Genomic DNA, 19,414 nt, shown 5'->3' with positions numbered 1-19,414 from the left:
CCTACCTCCCCCAAGCCGTTCGGATTAGCCCCTCGATTTCTCCGTTCACCGCGCCCAGCGCTTCAATCGCACGGTCATATGTGGCGCGCGTGAACTGCTCTCGCGATACTTCGTAGAGCGTTTGTTTCGTGATGCCTGCATCGGAAATTGCAGTGCTCTTCACCATCGACGACGTCAGCACCCGCTCGCCAAAAATCGAGCGCATGAACGCGACCATTTGGGTCTGCGGTCCGTCGGTGGGCTCAAATCGAGTCACCAGGTAACGCATCCAGTCATACTCCATGTTGCCGCCGGCCTTGGCCACAACAGACAGAAGGTCCGAGGTCATGATCAAAAACTGACACATCGACATGAGGTCGAGCATCTGCGGATGTACGGTGATCAGGACGGCTGTCGCCGCGCAAAGCGCGGATAGGGTGAGAAATCCAAGTTGCGGAGGGCAATCCAGAACGACCACATCATAGTCGTCCGCCACAGTTCCAAGCGCTTGCGCGACGCGCGCGAAGAAGAGGGCGTCCCCCTGTTTCTTTTCCGCTAGGGCCTTCGGGCTCTCATGCTCGAACTCCATGAGTTCGATGTTGCCGGGGATAATGTCGAGCCCCGGGAAATAGGTCCGCCGGATAATTTCCTTAAGCTCACGGCGCGCGCCATCATAGCGGATCGCGCCGTACAATGTTTCGTTCTCGCCAATATCAAACTCAGGCTGATAGCCATGCAGGGCAGACAAGCTCGCTTGCGGGTCGAGGTCGATCGCCAGAACGCGATAGCCCTGCAGCGCGAGGTATTGCGCCAGATGCGCCGCCGTCGTGGTCTTGCCTGAACCACCCTTGAAATTGGCGACCGATATTACCTGAAGGTGCTCGTTCTTTCCTCGGCGCGGCAAATACCGCCGTCCCGCCTTGCCCCCTTCGTCAAGAAAGACGCGTAGCGCCTGAATATCTTCGAACGAATAGGAACGCCGGCCGGTCGGGCTGGTCTCGGGCTGCGGCCCCTTGCCATCCAACGAGAGTTGTCGAAGATAGCCATCGTTGATGCCGATCAGCTTGGCCGCTTCCCCGGAAGAGAATCGACGCAGGGTCTTGCGCGCTTCCGGCGGAAACAGCTTCTTCCGGTGCGCGAGCAGTTTTGCCGATAATTGTTGCGCATCGCCCGCGATCACCTCGTGAATCTCGGAAAGCGGGGGCGGCTGGATGGCGGGTTGAGATGCCACGGATCAGGCTCGTAGTTACGGTTTAAGATCAAACCTACGGGTGATTTGCGTGGCAAGTAGGCCCGATTCTCCGACTGTCTGCAAGAAAAATTGGGTTAACGAATGATTAACGCGCGCTGCCGGCCATCGGAGATAGCGCAGGGTGTCATGTTGACCGCGGTCAACATGAGTCGACGGCGACTCATTTGAACCGCCACACCGGAATTCCCATCTTGCGCGCCTTGTCCGCAAGGTTCTCGACGATCCCAGAGCCGGGGAAGACGATCACGCCGATCGGTAATGTTTCGAGCATCAGATCATTGCGCTTGAAGGGCGCGGCATTCTTGTGATGGCTCCAGTCCGGTTTGAAGGCGACTTGCGGAACCTTGCGATGATCCGCCCAGCAGGACGCGATCCGTTCGGCGCCTTTTGCGCCGCCGCCATGGAGAAGAACCATGTCGGGATGCTTCGCATGGACCTTGTCGAGCGCCTCCCAAATGCGCCGATGATCGTTGCAATCGACGCCACCAGCGAAGGCGATCCGAGGGCCAGGCGGCAAGAGCACTTGCGTCTCGGCTAGCTTCTTGGCGTTCAGGAAATCTCGGCTGTCGATCAGCGCCGCGGTCAGCGCACGGTGATTGACCTTCGAGCCCGACCGCGGTCGCCAGGCGGAACCGGTCTCCGTCGCATAGAGTTCGGCGAGATGGTCGCGAAAGAATTCGAAGGCGTTGCGACGTTCGGTCAGCGTCAGTCCTTGCGCGATCAACCGTTCCAGTTCAACCGAACGGATTTCCGAGCCGTCCTGCTCGACCTGCGCGCGCCGTTGCGCGGTTTCATTGTCGTCGAGATCGCGGTCGATACGATCCGCCTTGCGATGAAAGACGTTGACGAAGGACCAGAGAAGGTCCGGCAGATCAGCCTCGAGCCGGGTATCGAGAAAGAGCCCCGAAAGAGCTTCGACGGCGGCTTCGAGCGCGAGCGACGCGACGTCAGAAGAGGGCAGGGGACGCGGATCCGGTTCGTCGTCGAGCGGGCGATAGCCGTGCAAGGCGAGTTCATCGAGAAGGTGCGAGGAGGGCGACTGGGCGTCGTGAACCGGCGCGTGTGTGTCGCAGGGTAGGGACGTGAATTCATCGTTCATCGCTTGGCGCTTTCGCTTGAGGCCGCGCCGATCGCGGCCTGACAGCGATCCCGCGCCACGGGCGGCTCGCGTCGCACCCGCGGGCCGCAGCAAAGCGGAGGACGTTCCCCGCCGACTTCTTTGATCCGCGCGGAATGCCCGAAGCGCCAGCGTAGGGCAGGGGAAAGAAGTCGGCGGGGAGCGTTGCGGCAAGCGTGACGCTTGTGGCGACATCGCTGCTCTCTCAGGCCGGCGCGCGGCCCTCTCAGCGAAAACGACGAAGAAGAGATGAAGCAACGTCCTCCCACACCGAACCGCACGGCGAAGCGGGGCCTATCGGAACGCTCGCGCCCGGATGGCGGCTGAGCCAAGCCTCTCGTTAAGAACCCTAGGCTTTGTAACCTTAAGCGAACCAATCGCCGACGATAGAAGAGTGCGACCGCGAACTATCTACGCCGACAGCGTGCCGATCTCATCAGAATACCGACTGCCGCTTCTTTCGGGCTCAGGGGGCTTAAAAAATCGCGTAGGAAATCGGGCCTAATCGGGTATTATCGGGTATGGAATCGGATATGAGAGCGTGCAAATGAGGGAGCCGAAGCTTGCATTCGGCCCTGACCTCGTAAAGCTCATCGCGGAAATCGATGAGTTCAAAGGCCGATGGGAGGCGCTCAAAACGCTCTCGCCGGACCGCCTCAGCGCGCTCCGCAAGGTCGCGACGATCGAAAGCGTCGGCTCTTCGACGCGCATTGAGGGGGCGGACTTATCGGACGCCGAAGTCGAGGATCTGCTCTCGCGCGCCATTTCCATCACGGCGTTCAGCACACGAGACGAGCAGGAAGTCGCCGGATATGCCGAGGCGATGGATCTGGTGTTCGAGGCGCACGCCGATATGCGCCTCACCGAGAACCATATCCGCCAACTGCATCAGGCCTTGCTGCGTCACAGCGACAAGGATGCGCGCCATCGCGGCTCCTATAAGAACCTGTCGAACAATGTCGTCGCGTTCGATGCCAATGGACAGCAAATCGGCGTTGTGTTCGAGACGACCGCGCCGTTCGACACCCCACGAGAAATGGAGGCGCTCGTCGCCTGGACGCGCAAAGCGCTGGATGAAGAAGCGCTGCATCCGCTTATTGTAATCGCCGTCTTCGTCGTGACGTTCCTCGCGATCCATCCCTTTCAGGACGGAAACGGGCGGCTCTCGCGCGTACTCACCACGCTGCTCTTACTGCGAGCGGGCTACGCCTATGTTCCCTATGCCTCGCTCGAGCGCGTGATCGAGGAAAACAAGGACCTGTACTATAAGGCGCTCCGTCGCACGCAAACGACGCTCACGAGCGAAACGCCGGATTGGGAGCCGTGGGTCGGATTCTTTCTGCGCTGCCTCAAGCGGCAGAAGGACAGCCTTGCGGCAAGGCTGGACCAGGAACGGATTTCCCAGGGCGCCGACGCCAATCTGCCGGCGCTATCGCTCGATGTCCTCAGAGCGCTCCGGACCCACGAGCGCCTGACCATCGCGCAGCTTGCATCCCTCACCGGCGCAAATCGGAATACGCTAAAAGTGCGTTTGCGCGAACTGGTCGCGGACGGACGCGTAAGACGGCGCGGCAAAGCGCGCGCCACCTGGTATTCGTTGTGAACCCCCGGTAATCGATCAACGACAGTGCCGACTTCTCACGCATCGTTTTCTCGCGGGTTCACTGTCACCCGAGCTTCGATCCGACATGGCGCCGAAAAACACCCTCAACGCCCAGAACTTGGAAGCGCTCGGCGCGAAGCGACTGGCCGAACTGCTGATCGACATCAGCAGCGGCGACGCCGCCGCAAAACGACGCTTGCGCCTTGCCATTGCGGGGGCGCAAAGCCCCGCCGACGCAGCGCGCGAAATCCGCAAGCGCCTCACCGCCATTTCTCGCTCTCGAAGCTTCGTCGACTGGCAGAACCGCCGTGCACTCGTCGAGGACCTTGAGACGCAGCGACGCGCGATTGTCGAACATGTCGGAAAGTCCGATCCGAAAGAAGCGCTTGATCTGATATGGAATTTTCTCGCGCTGGCGTCCTCGGTGTTCGCGCGTTGCGATGACAGCAGCGGAACGGTGATCGGAATCTTCCACGACGGCGTCAGCGATCTCAGGCGGCTGGCCGAAGCCGCCGAAGGCGATGCGAAAGAATTGGCCGATCGAGCATTTGAGGCCTTGATCGGCAATAACTATGGAGAATTCGACGGTCTGATCGCTACTCTGCGTCCTGCGCTCGGTGATCCAGGTCTCCAACATTTGAAGCAGCGCTTCGTCGCCCTGTCCAAGGAGCCGGTGAAAAAACTGGCCGAGCATGAGCGCCGAAAAATCGGTTGGGCGATGAGCAGTCCGATCTACGAAAACGAAATCGCCGATCGTCACCGCCCTCGCGTCATCGAGATGGCGTTGAGAGACATTGCCGACACGCAGGGCGACGTCGACGCCTTCATCGCGCAATATGATCCAGAAACGCGAAAGGTCCCACGCATCCCCGCCGAAATTGCCGGGCGGCTCCTTGCAGCCGGCCGCGCGGCGGAAGCGCTGACGGCGATCGAAGCGGCGGAACAGAGGTGCGCCGGCTGGCCAGAATTCGAGTGGGAAGACGCGCGCATCGCCGCGCCAGACGCACTCGAACGCCGCGATGACGCGCAGGCGGCGCGCTGGTCATGCTTCGAACGATTTCTGTCGGCGCGACACTTGCGCGATCATCTGAAACGACTGCCCGACTTTGACGACGTCGAGGCGGAAAGCCGCGCACTCGATTTCGCAGAGAATTTCGAGCCCTTCAGTGCGGCGCTCTCGTTCCTCGCCGCCTGGCCAGCGCCGGATCGCGTAGGGAAACTCGTACTCACGCGCGCCGATAAATTGGATGGCGATCGTTATGAGGTCCTGACGCCTGTCGCGGACGCGCTGGCAGGCAAGCATCCCTTGGCTGCGACGCTGGCGCTCCGCGCCATGATTGAATTCTCGCTCGATAGCGGTAGGTCCAGCCGATACAAGCATGCTGCGCGTCACTTTCAGGAATGCGCCAGTCTCGCTTTGGCGATCGCGGATTTCGGGCAATTTGAACCGCACAAGCCGTTCGTGGCGCGCATGCGTGGCAAGCACGGGAAAAAAACTCGTTCTAGAAATCTTGTGCCCTGAAAGTTCCCGCGCAGCATCGAACCTCAAAACAGAGGTCTGGAATCAGGAGGCAAACCGGTCATTGCGTGACCCGACTGCTTATGGGAACGATGCGCCATTGGCCGACATTGGCTTCCGGCCAGTTTCCGGTCGACTAGTGCGGGCGGGCAGAAGTGACTGTTGCTCTTATTGCCTTAGGCTGATCCCCGATGCCTGCCCATCCTCCTCAAGTTTCGCCGGTGATCGACAACACATCCCTCCAGCCGGACTTGAACACTTCTGCCCGAGTCCGGCATGGCCCGATTCAGACTCTCAGACGATGGCCACAGACTGTCACCGGAACCTGCTGTTGCGCTCGAACGCAAATCTTCTCTTTATTTTGCTTCAGCGGCCGGAGAAAGTGATCCATCGGCGGGGCGTTCACTCGGGTCCCGCGGTAGCGGGCGAAGTGGCTCTCAGAGTTGACACGAAAATCGAGCCCAAAAAAATTTCGCGGCCGGACTTCCGGTCGCGCTTGAACCTCTCTTGAGCATGACATGAGCCAATCGTCGCCGGATCAACAGCGCCAGGAGACCGCCCCAATGCGGGCGGCACCTCTCACGTGTTGTCGGAAGAGCGGCGAGCCCTACACACGTCACGAGGGTGTGGAGGCCGAAATCGCCCACGCCCTTGGCATGTCGCATACCGTCTGGTGTGATCAAGTCTGGCGTATCGAGACCCTAGTTCATCTCATCCGCCTTCGCCGGCGTGACAACGATCCGCATGTTCTAGGTATGCTTACATATCAATTCTTCGAACGGGTGAAGCCCATTGTTGACCGTTGGTCACGGGGCTACGGCACGGCCGATAGGGAAGAGATCCAGATCGCGGTCGCGAATGAACTCGGCGATCTGCTCAACGAATCCCCACCGTCACGTACGGCCGAATATCTTGAGGTCGACGCGGCAACCGTCGTCAAACAGGCGACGCTCCGCGCAATCGGGCCAGATCGTCCCAAGGCACGGGAATTTCAATCGGCGGATCGCGATGAAGACGGGCAGTACACGCAGTCCGTCGACCGTCTCGCGTCAGAGGCCCTCAACCCTGTAGAGCAATTGCTCGCAAAGGCAGAGGAAGAGGCTGGAGGCGCACTGAGGTATCTTAACGCGGTGACGGATCCACGGCACCGGGAAGCCTTCATCCTCCGGCACATTTACAACTGGCCGCTCAAGGATGGCCCACATGGCGCGCCGACCCTCTGCGCGAGGTTCAATAAGAGCGACCGACAAATTCGAACTTGGATAAATACAGCAATCGAGCAGATGCGCGCAGCGCATGGAGCAGAGTCATGAGCCGTTTGGATCAGCCAACGGCGGACGACGTCATCCGCGACCTCCTAGTCGACGGCGTCGAGCCGACCCACGAGAATCTCTTGGTGGCGATTGCCGCCTATCCCCAGCATCGCGACGCGTTGGTGGAGTTCTTCGCTTCCCTCGCAGTTCAAACGGCTTTGAAGGAAGACATGACGCCTTTTGGCTGCAGCGTGGAACAATTTGCGAACATCGGCGTAAGCCGGGTCCTTTCCCATCGCCACGATGCAGCGGGCCAAGCGGGACCGGACGACGTTAGCAATGGCAGCGAGCGGGAGGACGACTCACCGCCGGCGCGTCTGTCGCAATTAGTCCGCGCGAGAGGTCTAACGGAGGACCAGGTCGCCGCCCGTGTCGGCCTGGACTCGGGATTGATGATGAAACTTGACCGTCGACGCATCGTCGGCCGGCGTCCTCTGGAGATGTTCCGTCGCATAGCCGACGAGCTTCACATCCCGCCGGCGCATGTCATCGCCTCGACCACCGGCCCGCCGATAGCCTCCTCCAGAGGTAATCTGCGGAAGGCGAAAGGGCCGGTAAAAATTGAAACCGAGACGTTTGAAGCGGCGATCCGCGCCTCAACGCTCACGGACGACCTCAAGGCTTTTTGGTTGCAGCGACTAGCTGACGTGGATGAGCCAACGGCATGAGCGCTTGGTCCGAACTGCGCGCCCAGGCTGCGGCTTGGCACGAAGAGCTGAACCCTCAGACTGGTCTGTTGCGGGCCATCGACCTTCTCACCGCGGCGGAGCAGGCCAGCGGCGTCAAGGTCATGGTGCTGCCCGAGGGCGACGCGCTGCTGGACAACACCGAGGCCTCCTATGATCCCGATGGCCCGAGGATTCTCGTCTCGGCAGGGCTTAGCGCTGAGGACCGCGCCTTCCACGTTGCCCACGAATTTGGGCATCACCGTTTGCACCACCCGAAGGACGACTGCCACGATGGCGACGTCGATCCGTACGCGGTGGCCGAGCCACAGAGCTCGGCGGTCGGCGAGAGCGACGCCTACAGCCCGAAGCAGCGCCGGGAAGCCCAGGCGAATGTTTATGGCCGGGAGTTGTTGCTGCCTCGTCGACGCGTCAGGGCGGCCTGCCTGGCGCAAAAGCTCACCGCGGATTCTGTCGCTGCCGAGCTGGGTCTTCCGTTGAACCTAGTCCAGCAGCAGATGGCCGATGCCCTCTTGCTGCCGGAAGATCGACAACCTGCCGCCGGCGGAGAAAGCCCGTCGCTGGATGACAGCCAACGCCACGCGGCGGAAGCGGGTCCAGGTCCTGTGCAGGTGCGAGCCGGGCCCGGTACCGGCAAAACGCGCACCCTCGTGGCCCGGACGGCGTGGCTTATCCGTGAGAAGCACGCCGATCCGGCTTGCATCCTCGCTTTGACCTATTCCAACGCCTCTGCCGATGATCTTTCCCGCCGGCTGCGACTCGAACTTGGGGCCGAAGCGACCGCAGTTTGGTGCAGCACGTTTCATGCCTTCGGCCAGGAATTGCTCCGGCTCTACGGAGATCGACTAGGCCTGCCCAGCGCGCCAAAGCTCTTGGACCGGGCGGACTCGCTGTTCCTCCTGGAATCCGAACTCCATCAACTCCAGCTCGACCATTACTTCGACCTCCAGGAACCGTTGCGCGGTCTCAAATCGGTGTTGAACGCCATTTCGCGCGCCAAGGACGAATTGTGCGATCCGCCGACCTACCAATCGCGCGCGGACGCCATGCCGTCGGGCGAGACTAAGGATAAGGCCCTCGAAGCCGCCCACATCTATGCCGTCTATCAGAAAGCGTTGGAAACCCGCAGCTGGGTGGACTTCGGCGATCTCATCGCGCGAAGCGTGGAGCTTCTGAAGAACCACGCCGACGTCGCCGCAGAAGTCCGCCAGACCTACCGGCACATTCTGGTCGACGAATACCAGGACATGAACACAGCCAGCGCCGTCCTACTCAAGCAGATCGCCGACCCAACTGCCGGCCCTTGGGTTGTGGGAGACGTCCGGCAATCGATTTATCGGTTCCGCGGCGCGTCTCCGCTCAACATGAGCCGCTTCGCCGACGCTTTCCCCGGCGCTCGGTTCCAAGATCTGGAGGTGAATTATCGCTCGGGCGGACGGATCGTCCGGCTGTTCGAGGACTATGGGGGTGCTATGGCGGCGGCCCCCTTCGCGTCGAAGGATAGGCTCTCACCGAACCGCGGCAAGGACACCGGCGAGGTCGCGTATCGCGTCGCCAGCGATCGGGAAGCCGAAGCCGAAGGCCTGGCCCAGGAAATCCTGGCCCGCCGTGCCCAGTCAGGCGCGTTCAGCCAATACGCCGTCTTGGCGCGGACCCATGGCGTGCTCAGCACGCTTGCGGCGCATTTCGAACGCGCTGGCGTGCCGGCGCTCTATTTCGGTGACTTCTTCGAGCGTCCCGAAGTGCGCGATCTGCTGTCGCTGGTCTCCGTCGTTGGTGAGCGTGACGGTGTGGGCCTGCTACGTGTGGCTCAGTTTCCGCGCTACGCCACACCTGTGCCGGACATTCTGGAGATGTTCCGGTTCAGGCAGGCGGCGGACATCACCATGCTGGCCGCGTTGAAACGCACAAGCGAGGCGTCCTTGTCGGTGGAAGGGCGCGCTGGCCTGCAAAGGCTCGCGGCCGACCTCGCGGGCGTCGACTTCAAAACCTCGCCGCACGCCTTGATGTCTGCCTTCCTTTTCGGCCCGGCGGGCGCAGTCTACGGCGCGCCTTTCGCGGGCGACGACGTGGCAGCCCAGCAACGCCAGCTTGCCGTCTACCAGCTTCTCACGCTGGCCTTCGGCCACCGACCGCCGGGGAATCGCGACCCGAAGCGCGATTTTCTCGAGCACATCCGCCGCCTTGAGGTCCTGGACGAGGAGAAGGAGCTTCGCTGCCTTCCTGCCGCGGCCGCAGCTATAGACGCTGTCCAGCTGATGACGGTGCACGCCGCCAAGGGCCTGGAGTTTCCACACGTCTACGTTCCATCGGTGAGTCCGTCCTATTTCCCGCCCAACGCTCGGCCAGATCTCTGTCCCTTGCCGCCCGGCGTCGCCGCGGACGATGCGCTGATGACCACCGACGCCGAAGAAGAGAGCCTGATGTTTGTGGCCCTGTCCCGCGCTCGGGATCGGCTGACTGTGTCGCGGGCCAACCGCTACGGCGGAGCCTCTCGGCCCAATCCATCGAAGCTGCTCAAACCGCTCTCGACGACTTTAGCGCCGGGAGGCGAGCCCGCTCCGCACTGGACGACTACTGGTCCAACCGATCCCAGACCCGCGCCACAAATAGCGCCTGACGGGCTAGGGCCGGAACTGACTGTCAGCGCCCTCGAGGACTACTTGGCCTGCCCGCGCCGCTACTACTATGGCGAGGCCCTGGGATTGTCTCGACGGCTCGCGGACACGCCCTATCTGCGGTTTCATAGTGTCATCCGCGCGGGGCTTGATTGGCTGCGGGGACAGCCGGCTCGCTCAGCTGCCGACGTCGCTGGCCACTTGGACACCAGCTGGTCGACGCGCGGCCCCGCCGACCACCCTGCGGCGACACACTACAGAGGCGCCGCGCAGAGAATGCTGGTCATCGCCGGCGCGGCCATGAGCGGCCAGGTTTTGGCAGCTCAACGGAGCCTCACGATCGAGGGTGTCACGATCACCGCCCGCGCCGACCACATCCAGACGGCGGGCGGCGGTGTGGTCATCCAGCGGTTGAAGGCCGGGCGACTTGCCAAGAGCGGCGAAACGCCGAAAGCTCGCTATGCGCTCCTGCAAGCCATGGTGAAGCGCGACGAAGGGGTCGCCGCCCGCTTCCTGCACATCTCGCTCCTCGACGGCAGCCAGCGGGACGCCACTGTCGCCGCCGGCAAACTGAACGAGGCGGTGGACGAAGCGGCGGAGGCGTTGAGCGCCATCGCCGCGGGTCGGTTCGACCCACAGCGCAACAGCCGGTACTGCCCGACCTGCCCCTTCTTCTTCATCTGTCCGACCGACGGGCTGCGCCTCTAGCCGGAAATCGGCGCGACTGATTTCCGGTCTCGCTCCCAGCGCTCTTGAACTTCTTGCGGCGGTGAAAACCGCTTCACCCCCGGCAAGAGGTTTCCTCCCAATGACGCAACTGAAATTGTTCCTGCAGATCGAGGGCCGTCGGTCCATCGAGCTGATCGAGGTCTCCGAGGACGCGGGGCCCGACGCGGTCCTCGCGGCTGCGGCCACCTTCGGCTTGGCCATCGAAAAGGCCATGGTATTCGCCGGCGAGGACGAGCACCCGCTGCACGCCGAGAGGCCGCTCCACCGCCAGGGCGTGAAGGACAAGCACCGGGTCCACGTGCACCGCTGCAAGAAGATCAACGTCGCCCTGCACTACGCCGACACGCGGGAAGTGCACCACGAATTCGCGCCCACGGCAACGGTGAACCACGTCAAGCGCTGGTACGTGAACGAGCTGAAAATGTCGCCGGTCGACGCCAGCGAGCACGTCCTGCAGATCACGGGGACCACCGACCGGCCGGACCCGGACGTGCAGATCGGCGCCCTGGTGTCTGGCGGCTGCGAGCTGGCGTTCAGCCTTGTGCCGGTCAAGCGGGTCGAGGGCTAGCATGAATACGCTGCTCCCCCACCCGGACGAGCAGGCCTTCCTGGACGAGGTGGCGGAGGGCGGCTTTCAGCTCGCCGTCCACCTCGGCCGCTGGCGCATCGTCCGCATCGCCTGGCCAATCGTCGAAGTCGAGGTTTCCGCGGTGCCCCGGGCAGGTGCCCCCGAGGCCTTCTGCTTCCGGTTCGACTGCACCGGCTATCCGCAAAGCGCGCCGACCGCGCGCCCATGGGTCCCCGCGACTAACGCGCCGCTGTCCTTTGGCCAGTGGCCAACCGGCGCTCGGCGGGTCGCGGCGGTGTTCCGCCCGGATTGGCAAAATGGGACCTGTCTGTACGCGCCGTGCGATTGCATGAGCATCGCCGGCCATGCGAACTGGCGTCAGGAGCACCCTGCATACATCTGGCGCCCCGAAAAGGGCCTGCAGCTTTACCTCGAATTCCTACACGAACTGCTGAACAGCTCCGACTACACGGGAGTGCGCGGTGGCTGACGAACTCTTCATCCCGCGCGGCCAGTGGCTGGCCCTCATGGCCGAGCTGCGCCGGCGCGGCGGCGGCAAGACCGAAAGCGGCGCCTTTTTGCTCGGCAAGCGCCAGAGCGACCGGCGCTTTTTCGAGAGGTGCGTTTTCTACGATGACCTCGATGCGAACGCCTACAGCACCGGGGTGTGCGTTCTTTACGCGGATGCCTTCGAGAAGCTTTGGGGGCTCTGCCGGTCCTCCGGCCTGCAAGTGCTGGCCGACGTCCACACCCACGGGGGCGACGCGGGGCAGAGCGAGGCGGATCGGTGCAATCCGATGATCGCGAGGCCCGGTCACCTCGCCCTAATTGTCGAACGCTTCGCCAGCAACCCGGTGTGGCGTCACCGCATGGGCCTCTATCGCTATGAGGGCTCACACGCCTGGACCGATTTCAGCGGATGGCGCAGCCGCCGCGTCCTCAAAACGGGAACCTTCGCCTGATGAACCAGATGATCACCGACACGCGACCCGACACCTTGCATCGGGGGGTCAAGATGGCCTTGGATAACGGCGAGGCTGACAGCGTCGAAGCCGCCTACGCCATGTTCGCCAGCTACCGCATGGCCATCGGCCTGGGCGCCGGAGCTGGGCACTCCGCAGCCGTCCAAGCCGCTTTGCTGACCATGGTCAACTGCGGGCGACGAGCCTTGTTAGGTGGGATCGAAGTCCTTGGCGACGTCCAAGTCCCCTTGCTGGTCGATCTTCCCGGTCTCGGCGAAACCTTAAGAGACGCAGTTGTAGCGCTCGGCGGCACGCTGCGGGCCGAGCCCTCGCCACAGACTCCGCTCGCCTGGCTGGGCGACGGGGCGCCTGCCGCAGCGCTGCAGGTCACATTCGGCGACTGGCGCGGAGGCGTGTTCGTCGCCAGCGAGGGCGAGCGCCTGCCTGAAGGTGCGAGTGACATTCCCGCGGCGGTCTTGGCTGGGGCCCTGGCCGTCGCTGAAGTGTTTCAGCGCCTGCGCGGCAATCCGATGGCGGGTGACCGAGACGTGGGTCTGTCCCTGTGGGATCCGAGCGCACCCTGGCGCAGCGGCTCGGGGCCCGCAGCCTGGGTGGCGCCGAGCAAGCTTTGGGTTCTCGGCCTTGGCCACTTGGGCCAGGCATTCCTGTGGACCTTGGGCCTCCTCCAGTTCGAACGCCCGGCAGAAGTAGAACTAACCCTTCAAGATTTCGATCGGCTCGCGGTCGCGAACGACAGCACCTCAGTCCTCACCTGCGCGGAGATGGTCGGCCGCCTAAAGACGCGTGAGATGGCAACCTGGGCGGAGGCGCGGGGATTCCGGACGCGGCTCGTCGAACGTCGCTTTGCCGGCGACATCGCCTTGGCGGAGGACGACCCGCGCATCTTATTCTGCGGAGTTGACAACGCCGAGGCGCGGGCGACGCTGGAGAACCCGCACTTCGATTTGGTTATTGATGCCGGGCTGGGCGCCGGTCCGCGGGAGTATCTGGCCATGCGGCTTCATGCATTCCCGGGTAAGGTCACAGCTCGGACACGGTGGGGCGAAGCCTCCAGCACCCGGACGGCAGACGCGAAGGCGGTGGCGACGGCGGCCGCTTATCAAGATCTCGCGGACCGTGGACTAGATGATTGCGGTCTGCTGGAGATCGCGTCCAGGACCGTCGGCGTGCCCTTTGTTGGAGTGATCGCCGCCACCCTGGCGCTGATGGAGATCGTGCGACGCCTAAACCACGGCCCCAGCCTGGATGTACTCGACCTTACGCTACGAGACGTTGGCGTGCGGCAGGGTGTCGAAGGCAGAGTGTTGAAGCGGTTCAACCCAGGTTACACAAACCTACGCTGATGGCGGGGGAAGCGCCGGAAAGCGGACGTCCCCAGGTTCGGCTAACGGTCAAACCAAGTCCTTGCCGACACGCATCAGGAGCGTCCACTTTCTTCGAACTCAGACATTGGCCGTGATTTTCAACAACCGGAGTCGAAGGCATTTCAGATCAATATGCCGTATATCGTCGTTGAAATCCTTTCCTTGCGAGACAATTGTTTCAGCTTCGACGCCAGCGGCCTCAGCGCGTTCCGCAAGCTTGCGCGCGGCGCGTCGTCCGGCTCCATCATTGTCAGCGGCGATGATCAAGCGACGCAACCCGGCTGGAACCTCCCACGCCACAAGATGCGCTGCCGAGAGCGCCGCGACCATTGGGAGATGCGGCATGTCGCTCTTGAGCGACAGCACGGTTTCGATCCCTTCGCCGATGATGGCGAATTCGTCGATGGGGCCAAAGCGCACGCCGTTGCCACGAATGGCGCCGAGCGAACGCCGCGGCGACTCGACGTTCGCTTTGACGTTGCGCGCCGGATCAAAAAACGTCCGATGAATGCCTGTGATCTCGTCGTTATTGTCAGTGACGGCGGCGACCAGCGCCGGCAATCTGCGTGAGAGCCCGTCCCGACTTTCACGATAGATCAGCGCCGGGTGATAGCGCAGCGGCGCGTGACTCAAATCAGCGGTGATTTTTCGCGAACGCAAATACGCCTCGGCCTTTGTGCCGACAATCGGCTGCGACGCCGCCCAGATTTTGCGGGCGAGCGCCACCGTGTCGCATTTCCCTGAATTCCGCACGCGTCTCTCGGTCGTCGTCTCGCGCGGCGCCCGCAAGAAGCGCCGCGCCTCGTCGAGCGTGTCTCGAAAGGATGTAAGCCCTTCTCGTTCCCGGATGAGATCGAGAAGGTCGCCATGTTGATCCGTCGCGCCATCCCTCCACTTCCCACGCGCGCCCTTGCCGGAGAGCGGACCTTTGAGCCGCACATAGAGACTGCGGCCCACATTGTTGTTGACGTCGCCGACGATCCAGTAATTGCCGCATCGACAACCATTCGACAGATAATGTTTGCAAACAGCCTCGACATGTTCAGCGAGGCTGCAGGACAGAGTCCGGGCGGGGCTTTCCATGATCGCCTCCCGCATTACGAATTGACGCGGGTCGCGGGCGCGACGCGCAGCAGGGGATAGAGGGTGAGAAGCTTCTCGACGATTTTCGCAGCCTCATCACCGAGCGGCACGAAGAGACGCAGCTTCCAGGCGATGATCTCGGAAACGAGACCCTGCGCTTTCAGCCGGTCGACCGTCGTATCGAAGAAACCGGTGAGCTCGAGCCGATGCCGATTCATCACCAGCGACCGCTTAAGTACGAGCCCCTCTGCCAGAACGAGTCCCGCGCCGTCCTGCATGACCGCGGCGATGGCGGCTGCCGGCGCGAGGGCAGGGGCGCCGGCGCCGGTCGTCTCAAGGAGCGCAGCGGCGCTTGCCAGCGAGACGAGCCGGCCGATGACGCGTTCGCCCTGATCGGTCTGCAGGCGATAGACCCGCGCGGCCTCAATGGGGAGCCGGTTCCAGACCGGGAGCAACAAGCCGGTCACGATATGAAACGTGCCTTCGGTCAGGTCGGGGAGGGAGGCGACCTCGCTCTCCCACGCCCGCTGAAATTCTTGCCGGTTCGCATCGCGCCAATGCGAGCGCTCCATGGTTTCGAGCGTGATCACATCGGCATGTGCGGGCCGCAGCAGCCGAACGCGCGGCTGAACCGAGCCGTCGTCCTGCATCAACGCTGTCGCCGGCAATTTGACCGCCGCGCGCCCCGACTGGTCGTTGACCATCAGTCGCGATTTTTGCGAAGTCGTCGCATGGTCGAACGCCGCGTCAAGCGTTGTGATCCGCGTCTTGTCCTTGCGCAGGATGGTCAGCAGCTGTGTCTCCGCCCCGCTCCTGCCATGCACGGCGATGGTCTGGCGATTGGTGACGACGAGGCTCTCAGCCATCAGCGTCTCGACGCCGACATCGAAGACGCCGGCCTGAATCGCCGCCTCGACCTGCGCCGCCATTAACCCCTCGAACACGTCGAAGAGGAGATTTTGCAGAGCGATCGGCAGCGCGAGGATGCGATTGAGGAAAGTCGAGATCAGCGGCAGCTCCTCCTTGAGGCTCCCGTCCCGGTCGGTGAGATCGAGGCCTGTCGCCTCCATAAAGCGCGTCAATGAGCAACCTTCGACCTTGCCGCCAAAGACAAGCTGATACAGCCGGCGCAGCGCCGCGCGCCCATAGGGCGATTCGAGATTATCCTCCGGCCGGAACAGGCCCTGGCCGCCGGTCTGGCGCTGGCCCCGCGTGATGGCGCCGAGCGTGTCGAGCCGCCGGGCGATCGTCGAGAGAAAGCGCTTTTCTCCCTTCACGTCGGTCGCGACCGGGCGGAACAAGGGCGGCTGCGCCTGATTGCTGCGGTTGGTGCGCCCGAGGCCTTGGATCGCGTTATCCGCCTTCCAGCCGGGCTCGAGCAGATAGTGGACGCGCAGCCGTTGGTTCTTCGCGCTGCGCTCGGCGTGATAGGAGCGCCCAGTGCCGCCGGCGTCGGAGAAGACGAGGATGCGCTTCTCGTCGTCCATGAAAGCCTGCGTCTCGCCCAAATTGGCGGAAGCCGGCCGGTTCTCGACGCAAAGCCGGTCGGAGCCATCGGCGTTGGTCTTGCGCACGATCCGCCGCGTGCGGCCGGTGACCTCGGCCACTATCTCGGTCCCGAAGCGCTGCACGATCTGATCGAGCGCGCCCTGCACGGCCGGCAGCGCTGCGAGATGCTCGATCAGACGATCCCGACGCTCCATCGCCTCGCGCGATCGAACCGGATTGCCATTCTCATCGACAACGGGCCGCGAGTGAAGATCGCCATTCTCGTCGGAATAGACCTCGAAGAGCTGCGTCGGGAAGGAGTGTGCGAGATAGTCGAGAACATATTCGCGTGGGGTGATGTCGCAGGAGAGATCGCCCCATTCCGACGAGGGGATTTCCGCAAGGCGGCGCTCCATCAGGGCTTCGCTGGTCGAGACGATCTGGATGACGGCGGCGCGACCCGCCTCCAAATCACGCTCGATTGCAGCGATGAGGCTCGGAACCTTCATCGCCGTGATCAGATGGTTGAAGAAGCGCTGCTTGTTCGATTCGAAAGCCGAGCGCGCGGCGCTCTTGGCGTTGCGGTTATAGGCCCGGCCGCCTTCGCCGGTGATATTCGCCGCCTCCAGCGCCGCGGCGAGATTATTGTGAATGATTTCAAAAGCGCCGGCATAGGAATTATAGATGCGGATTTGTTCGGCCGAGAGCTGATGCTCCAGCATCTCGACCTCAACGCCGGCATAGGAGAGCGCGCGAGACGCATAGAGGCCGAGGGCCTTGAGATCGCGCGCCAGCACTTCCATCGCCGCAATGCCGCCCGCCTCCATCGCCGCGACAAAATCGAGCCGCGTCACGAAGGGCATGTCGGACGAACCCCACAACCCCAAGCGCGTCGCATAAGCGAGATTGGCGACGGTCGTCGCGCCGGTCGCCGAGACATAGAGGACGCGCGCGTTCGGCAGGGCGTTCTGCAATCTTAATCCGGCTCGGCCCTGCTGCGAGGCGGTCTTCTCGCCGCGCTCGCCCTTGTCGCCAGCCGCGTTGGCGAGCGCATGCGCCTCGTCGAAAACGATGACGCCCTCGAAATCGGCTCCGAGCCAGTCGATAATCTGCGACAGGCGCGAAGCCTTCACAGCGCCGTCGCGGCCCTGCCGCTTATCCGAGCGCAAGGTCGCATAGGTCGTGAAGAGAATGCCCTCCGACAGTTTGATCGGCGCGCCCTGCTTGAAGCGGGACTGAGGGACGATTTGCAGCTTCTCCTGCCCGAGCGCCGACCAGTCGCGGTGCGCGTCTTCGAGAAGCTTGTCGGATTTGGAGATCCAGAGCGCCTTGCGGCGGCCTTTCAGCCAATTGTCGAGAATGACGCCAGCAACCTGACGCCCCTTACCGGCGCCTGTGCCATCCCCAAGGTAATAGCCGCAGCGAAAGCGCACCGCATTTTCCGCGTCATCCGGCGCGGCGGAAACCGCTTCGAAGCTTTCATTGACGAGGAAGGAGCCAGCGAGAAGCCCGCGATGGGCTTCACCGGCGTAGATGACGCTCTCGAGCTGCGCGTCGGACAGGAGCCCGGACTCGACACTCTTGGGAAGGTGCGGTCGATAGCCTGGCTTTGGCGGCGCGACCGACGCCATGGCGGCGGATTGGACGAGCGTCGTCGGATGCCGCTTCGCTCCCTCGATTGCGATTGACTGCACCGCATAGGGCTCATAGAGCCCGGCGCTGAGCGCGCCGCCCTGGGGCGCTTTCCAGTCGCGAAGCGCGTAGGCGACTTCGACGATCTCTGAAGACACGCGCGGAGCAGGGGTCGGAATGGCACCCGCGTTGCGCTGTGCAGAATCGATAAATGCGGGATGTGGCGCAGCGGGGCGTGTTGCGACGATCAGCGCAAACGGCTTCGCGGTCGAACCGACGCCGCCCTGGATTGGAGCATCGCCATTGCCCGGCGCGAGCGCAAGAGACGCGCGCGGCGGGATATCGCGCTGCACCAGCGCGAGCAACTCTGAAACGTCGGCGACCGGACCAAGTCCAGCGACAAATTCATTCGGGTTCTCAGCCGGCGTTTTATCGAAGACCGTCAGCCGGCTTTCGACGCTCGTCCCGTGCCGCGCGAAAAATCCGCGCGCGAGCGACGCCGTGAATACGAGCCGTCCCTGTTCCTGCAGGCGCTCGAAACTTCCGCGCCAGCTGTTCGCGGTCGGGGAGAAACTTTCGCCCGTGATGGCGACAAGCCGTCCGCCGGGGCGAAGGCGAGAGAGAGACGCGCGAATATGTTCGAAGGTCGCGGCGGCATGTCGTCCCTCGATCAAGGGCGAGGCGGAGAAGGGCGGGTTCATCAGCACGACGGTTGGAACAAGATCGGCGGCGAGGCGATCGTGAAGCTGCGCGCCGTCGACGCGGCTGAGCCGCGCTTGGGGAAATAGACCTTTCAGAAGATCGGCGCGCGTCTCGCCCCATTCATTGAGGACGAGTTTCGCGCCGGCGAGCTCGGCATGGATCGCCAGCATCCCCGTACCCGCGGAGGGTTCAAGCACGACGTCGTCGGCTCTAATCCCTGCCGCAAGGCTCGCGACATAGGCGAATTCCAGCGGCGTCGAGAATTGCTGCAGCGCCTGGCTTTCTTCCGAGCGGCGCGTTTCGCTCGGAAGTAGCGCGCCGACTTTCTTGAGCATGGCGAGAAGGCGCGCCGGATCATTCGCCGCGCGCGCAGCCATTGCCGGCCCATAGCGACGCAGGAACAAAACTTGCGCCGCCTCGACCGCCTCATAGGCGTCCTTCCAGCTCCAGGCCCCTTGCGAGTCGCTTGCGCCAAAAGCGGCTTCCATCGCCACGCGCACGGCTGGGGCGTCGATGACGCGTCCCTTCGCAAGATGCGCGACGAGCGTTTGCGCCGCCATGATCAGCGCATGCGGCTTGTCCGTCGCAACGAAGGAAAGTTCGGATTGTTCGCGGGGCGTTTCAGCAACGGCGAGGATCGGGCTCATCGATTGTCTCCGGGATTGTGACGGCCCGGGACGCTCTCTCTTTGCTCCTCCCGGGCTCGCCCTCACGGCCAAGCCCTTTTCCTCTTCTCTCCCCCCGCCGTCGCGCCGACGATCAGCGCCGTGACGCCGCC

The 19,414-nt window shown here is 63.2% G+C and carries 13 protein-coding genes; 9 read left to right on the top strand and 4 right to left on the bottom strand.

Translation table 11 applies throughout. From position 1 onward, the window contains the following. Position 1: 1 nt before the first annotated feature. Entirely contained in the window at positions 2-1,210 is a 1,209-nt protein-coding gene (repA, locus tag IYW40_RS02885) for a plasmid partitioning protein RepA (protein WP_332310777.1), read from the bottom strand. Between the two features lie 181 nt (positions 1,211-1,391). Next, positions 1,392-2,330: a DUF2493 domain-containing protein gene (locus tag IYW40_RS02880; RefSeq protein WP_175095531.1), complete on the bottom strand. Its 939-nt coding sequence runs from the start codon at positions 2,328-2,330 to the stop codon at positions 1,392-1,394. Between the two features lie 565 nt (positions 2,331-2,895). Here IYW40_RS02880 and IYW40_RS02875 point away from each other — a divergent pair. The 9 genes from IYW40_RS02875 to IYW40_RS02835 all read left to right on the top strand — a co-directional run bounded on the left by IYW40_RS02875 (position 2,896) and on the right by IYW40_RS02835 (position 13,710). Continuing rightward, on the top strand, positions 2,896-3,951 hold the full coding sequence (locus tag IYW40_RS02875; RefSeq protein WP_175095530.1) for a Fic family protein: 1,056 nt from the start codon (positions 2,896-2,898) through the stop codon (positions 3,949-3,951). A gap of 85 nt (positions 3,952-4,036) precedes the next feature. Next, positions 4,037-5,473, top strand: coding sequence for a DUF6880 family protein (locus tag IYW40_RS02870; protein ID WP_175095529.1), 1,437 nt, complete (start codon positions 4,037-4,039; stop codon positions 5,471-5,473). A gap of 623 nt (positions 5,474-6,096) precedes the next feature. After that, complete coding sequence (locus tag IYW40_RS02865; RefSeq protein ID WP_175095528.1) at positions 6,097-6,783, top strand: hypothetical protein; 687 nt, start codon at positions 6,097-6,099, stop codon at positions 6,781-6,783. Continuing rightward, positions 6,780-7,451 (top strand): hypothetical protein, encoded by a 672-nt coding sequence (locus IYW40_RS02860; protein WP_175095527.1) that lies wholly within the window; start codon positions 6,780-6,782, stop codon positions 7,449-7,451. The genes IYW40_RS02865 and IYW40_RS02860 overlap by 4 nt, the downstream gene beginning before the upstream one ends. Next, a complete protein-coding gene (locus tag IYW40_RS02855; RefSeq protein WP_175095526.1) occupies positions 7,448-10,795 on the top strand; it encodes a UvrD-helicase domain-containing protein in 3,348 nt (1,115 codons plus the stop codon). The genes IYW40_RS02860 and IYW40_RS02855 overlap by 4 nt, the downstream gene beginning before the upstream one ends. A gap of 100 nt (positions 10,796-10,895) precedes the next feature. Then, on the top strand, positions 10,896-11,384 hold the full coding sequence (locus tag IYW40_RS02850; protein ID WP_175095525.1) for a hypothetical protein: 489 nt from the start codon (positions 10,896-10,898) through the stop codon (positions 11,382-11,384). 1 nt (position 11,385) lies between these two features. Further along, positions 11,386-11,874, top strand: coding sequence for a hypothetical protein (locus IYW40_RS02845; protein WP_175095524.1), 489 nt, complete (start codon positions 11,386-11,388; stop codon positions 11,872-11,874). Then, complete coding sequence (locus IYW40_RS02840) at positions 11,867-12,346, top strand: Mov34/MPN/PAD-1 family protein (protein WP_175095523.1); 480 nt, start codon at positions 11,867-11,869, stop codon at positions 12,344-12,346. Before IYW40_RS02845 ends, IYW40_RS02840 begins: the two co-directional genes overlap by 8 nt. Next, positions 12,346-13,710 (top strand): thiamine biosynthesis protein ThiF, encoded by a 1,365-nt coding sequence (locus tag IYW40_RS02835; protein ID WP_175095522.1) that lies wholly within the window; start codon positions 12,346-12,348, stop codon positions 13,708-13,710. Before IYW40_RS02840 ends, IYW40_RS02835 begins: the two co-directional genes overlap by 1 nt. A gap of 99 nt (positions 13,711-13,809) precedes the next feature. Here IYW40_RS02835 and IYW40_RS02830 read toward each other — a convergent pair whose 3' ends face one another. Both IYW40_RS02830 and IYW40_RS02825 read right to left on the bottom strand, forming a co-directional pair. Next, positions 13,810-14,814: a toprim domain-containing protein gene (locus tag IYW40_RS02830; protein ID WP_175095521.1), complete on the bottom strand. Its 1,005-nt coding sequence runs from the start codon at positions 14,812-14,814 to the stop codon at positions 13,810-13,812. Positions 14,815-14,828: 14 nt separating this feature from the next. Beyond that, positions 14,829-19,283: a strawberry notch-like NTP hydrolase domain-containing protein gene (locus IYW40_RS02825; protein ID WP_175095520.1), complete on the bottom strand. Its 4,455-nt coding sequence runs from the start codon at positions 19,281-19,283 to the stop codon at positions 14,829-14,831. Between the last annotated feature and the right edge of the window lie 131 nt (positions 19,284-19,414).

The organism is Methylocystis sp. H4A (assembly GCF_015709545.1).
Classification (GTDB): Bacteria; Pseudomonadota; Alphaproteobacteria; order Rhizobiales; family Beijerinckiaceae; genus Methylocystis; species Methylocystis silviterrae.
Note: the sequence above shows the minus strand (reverse complement) of the source record. Positions and strands in the feature narration are given on the sequence as shown.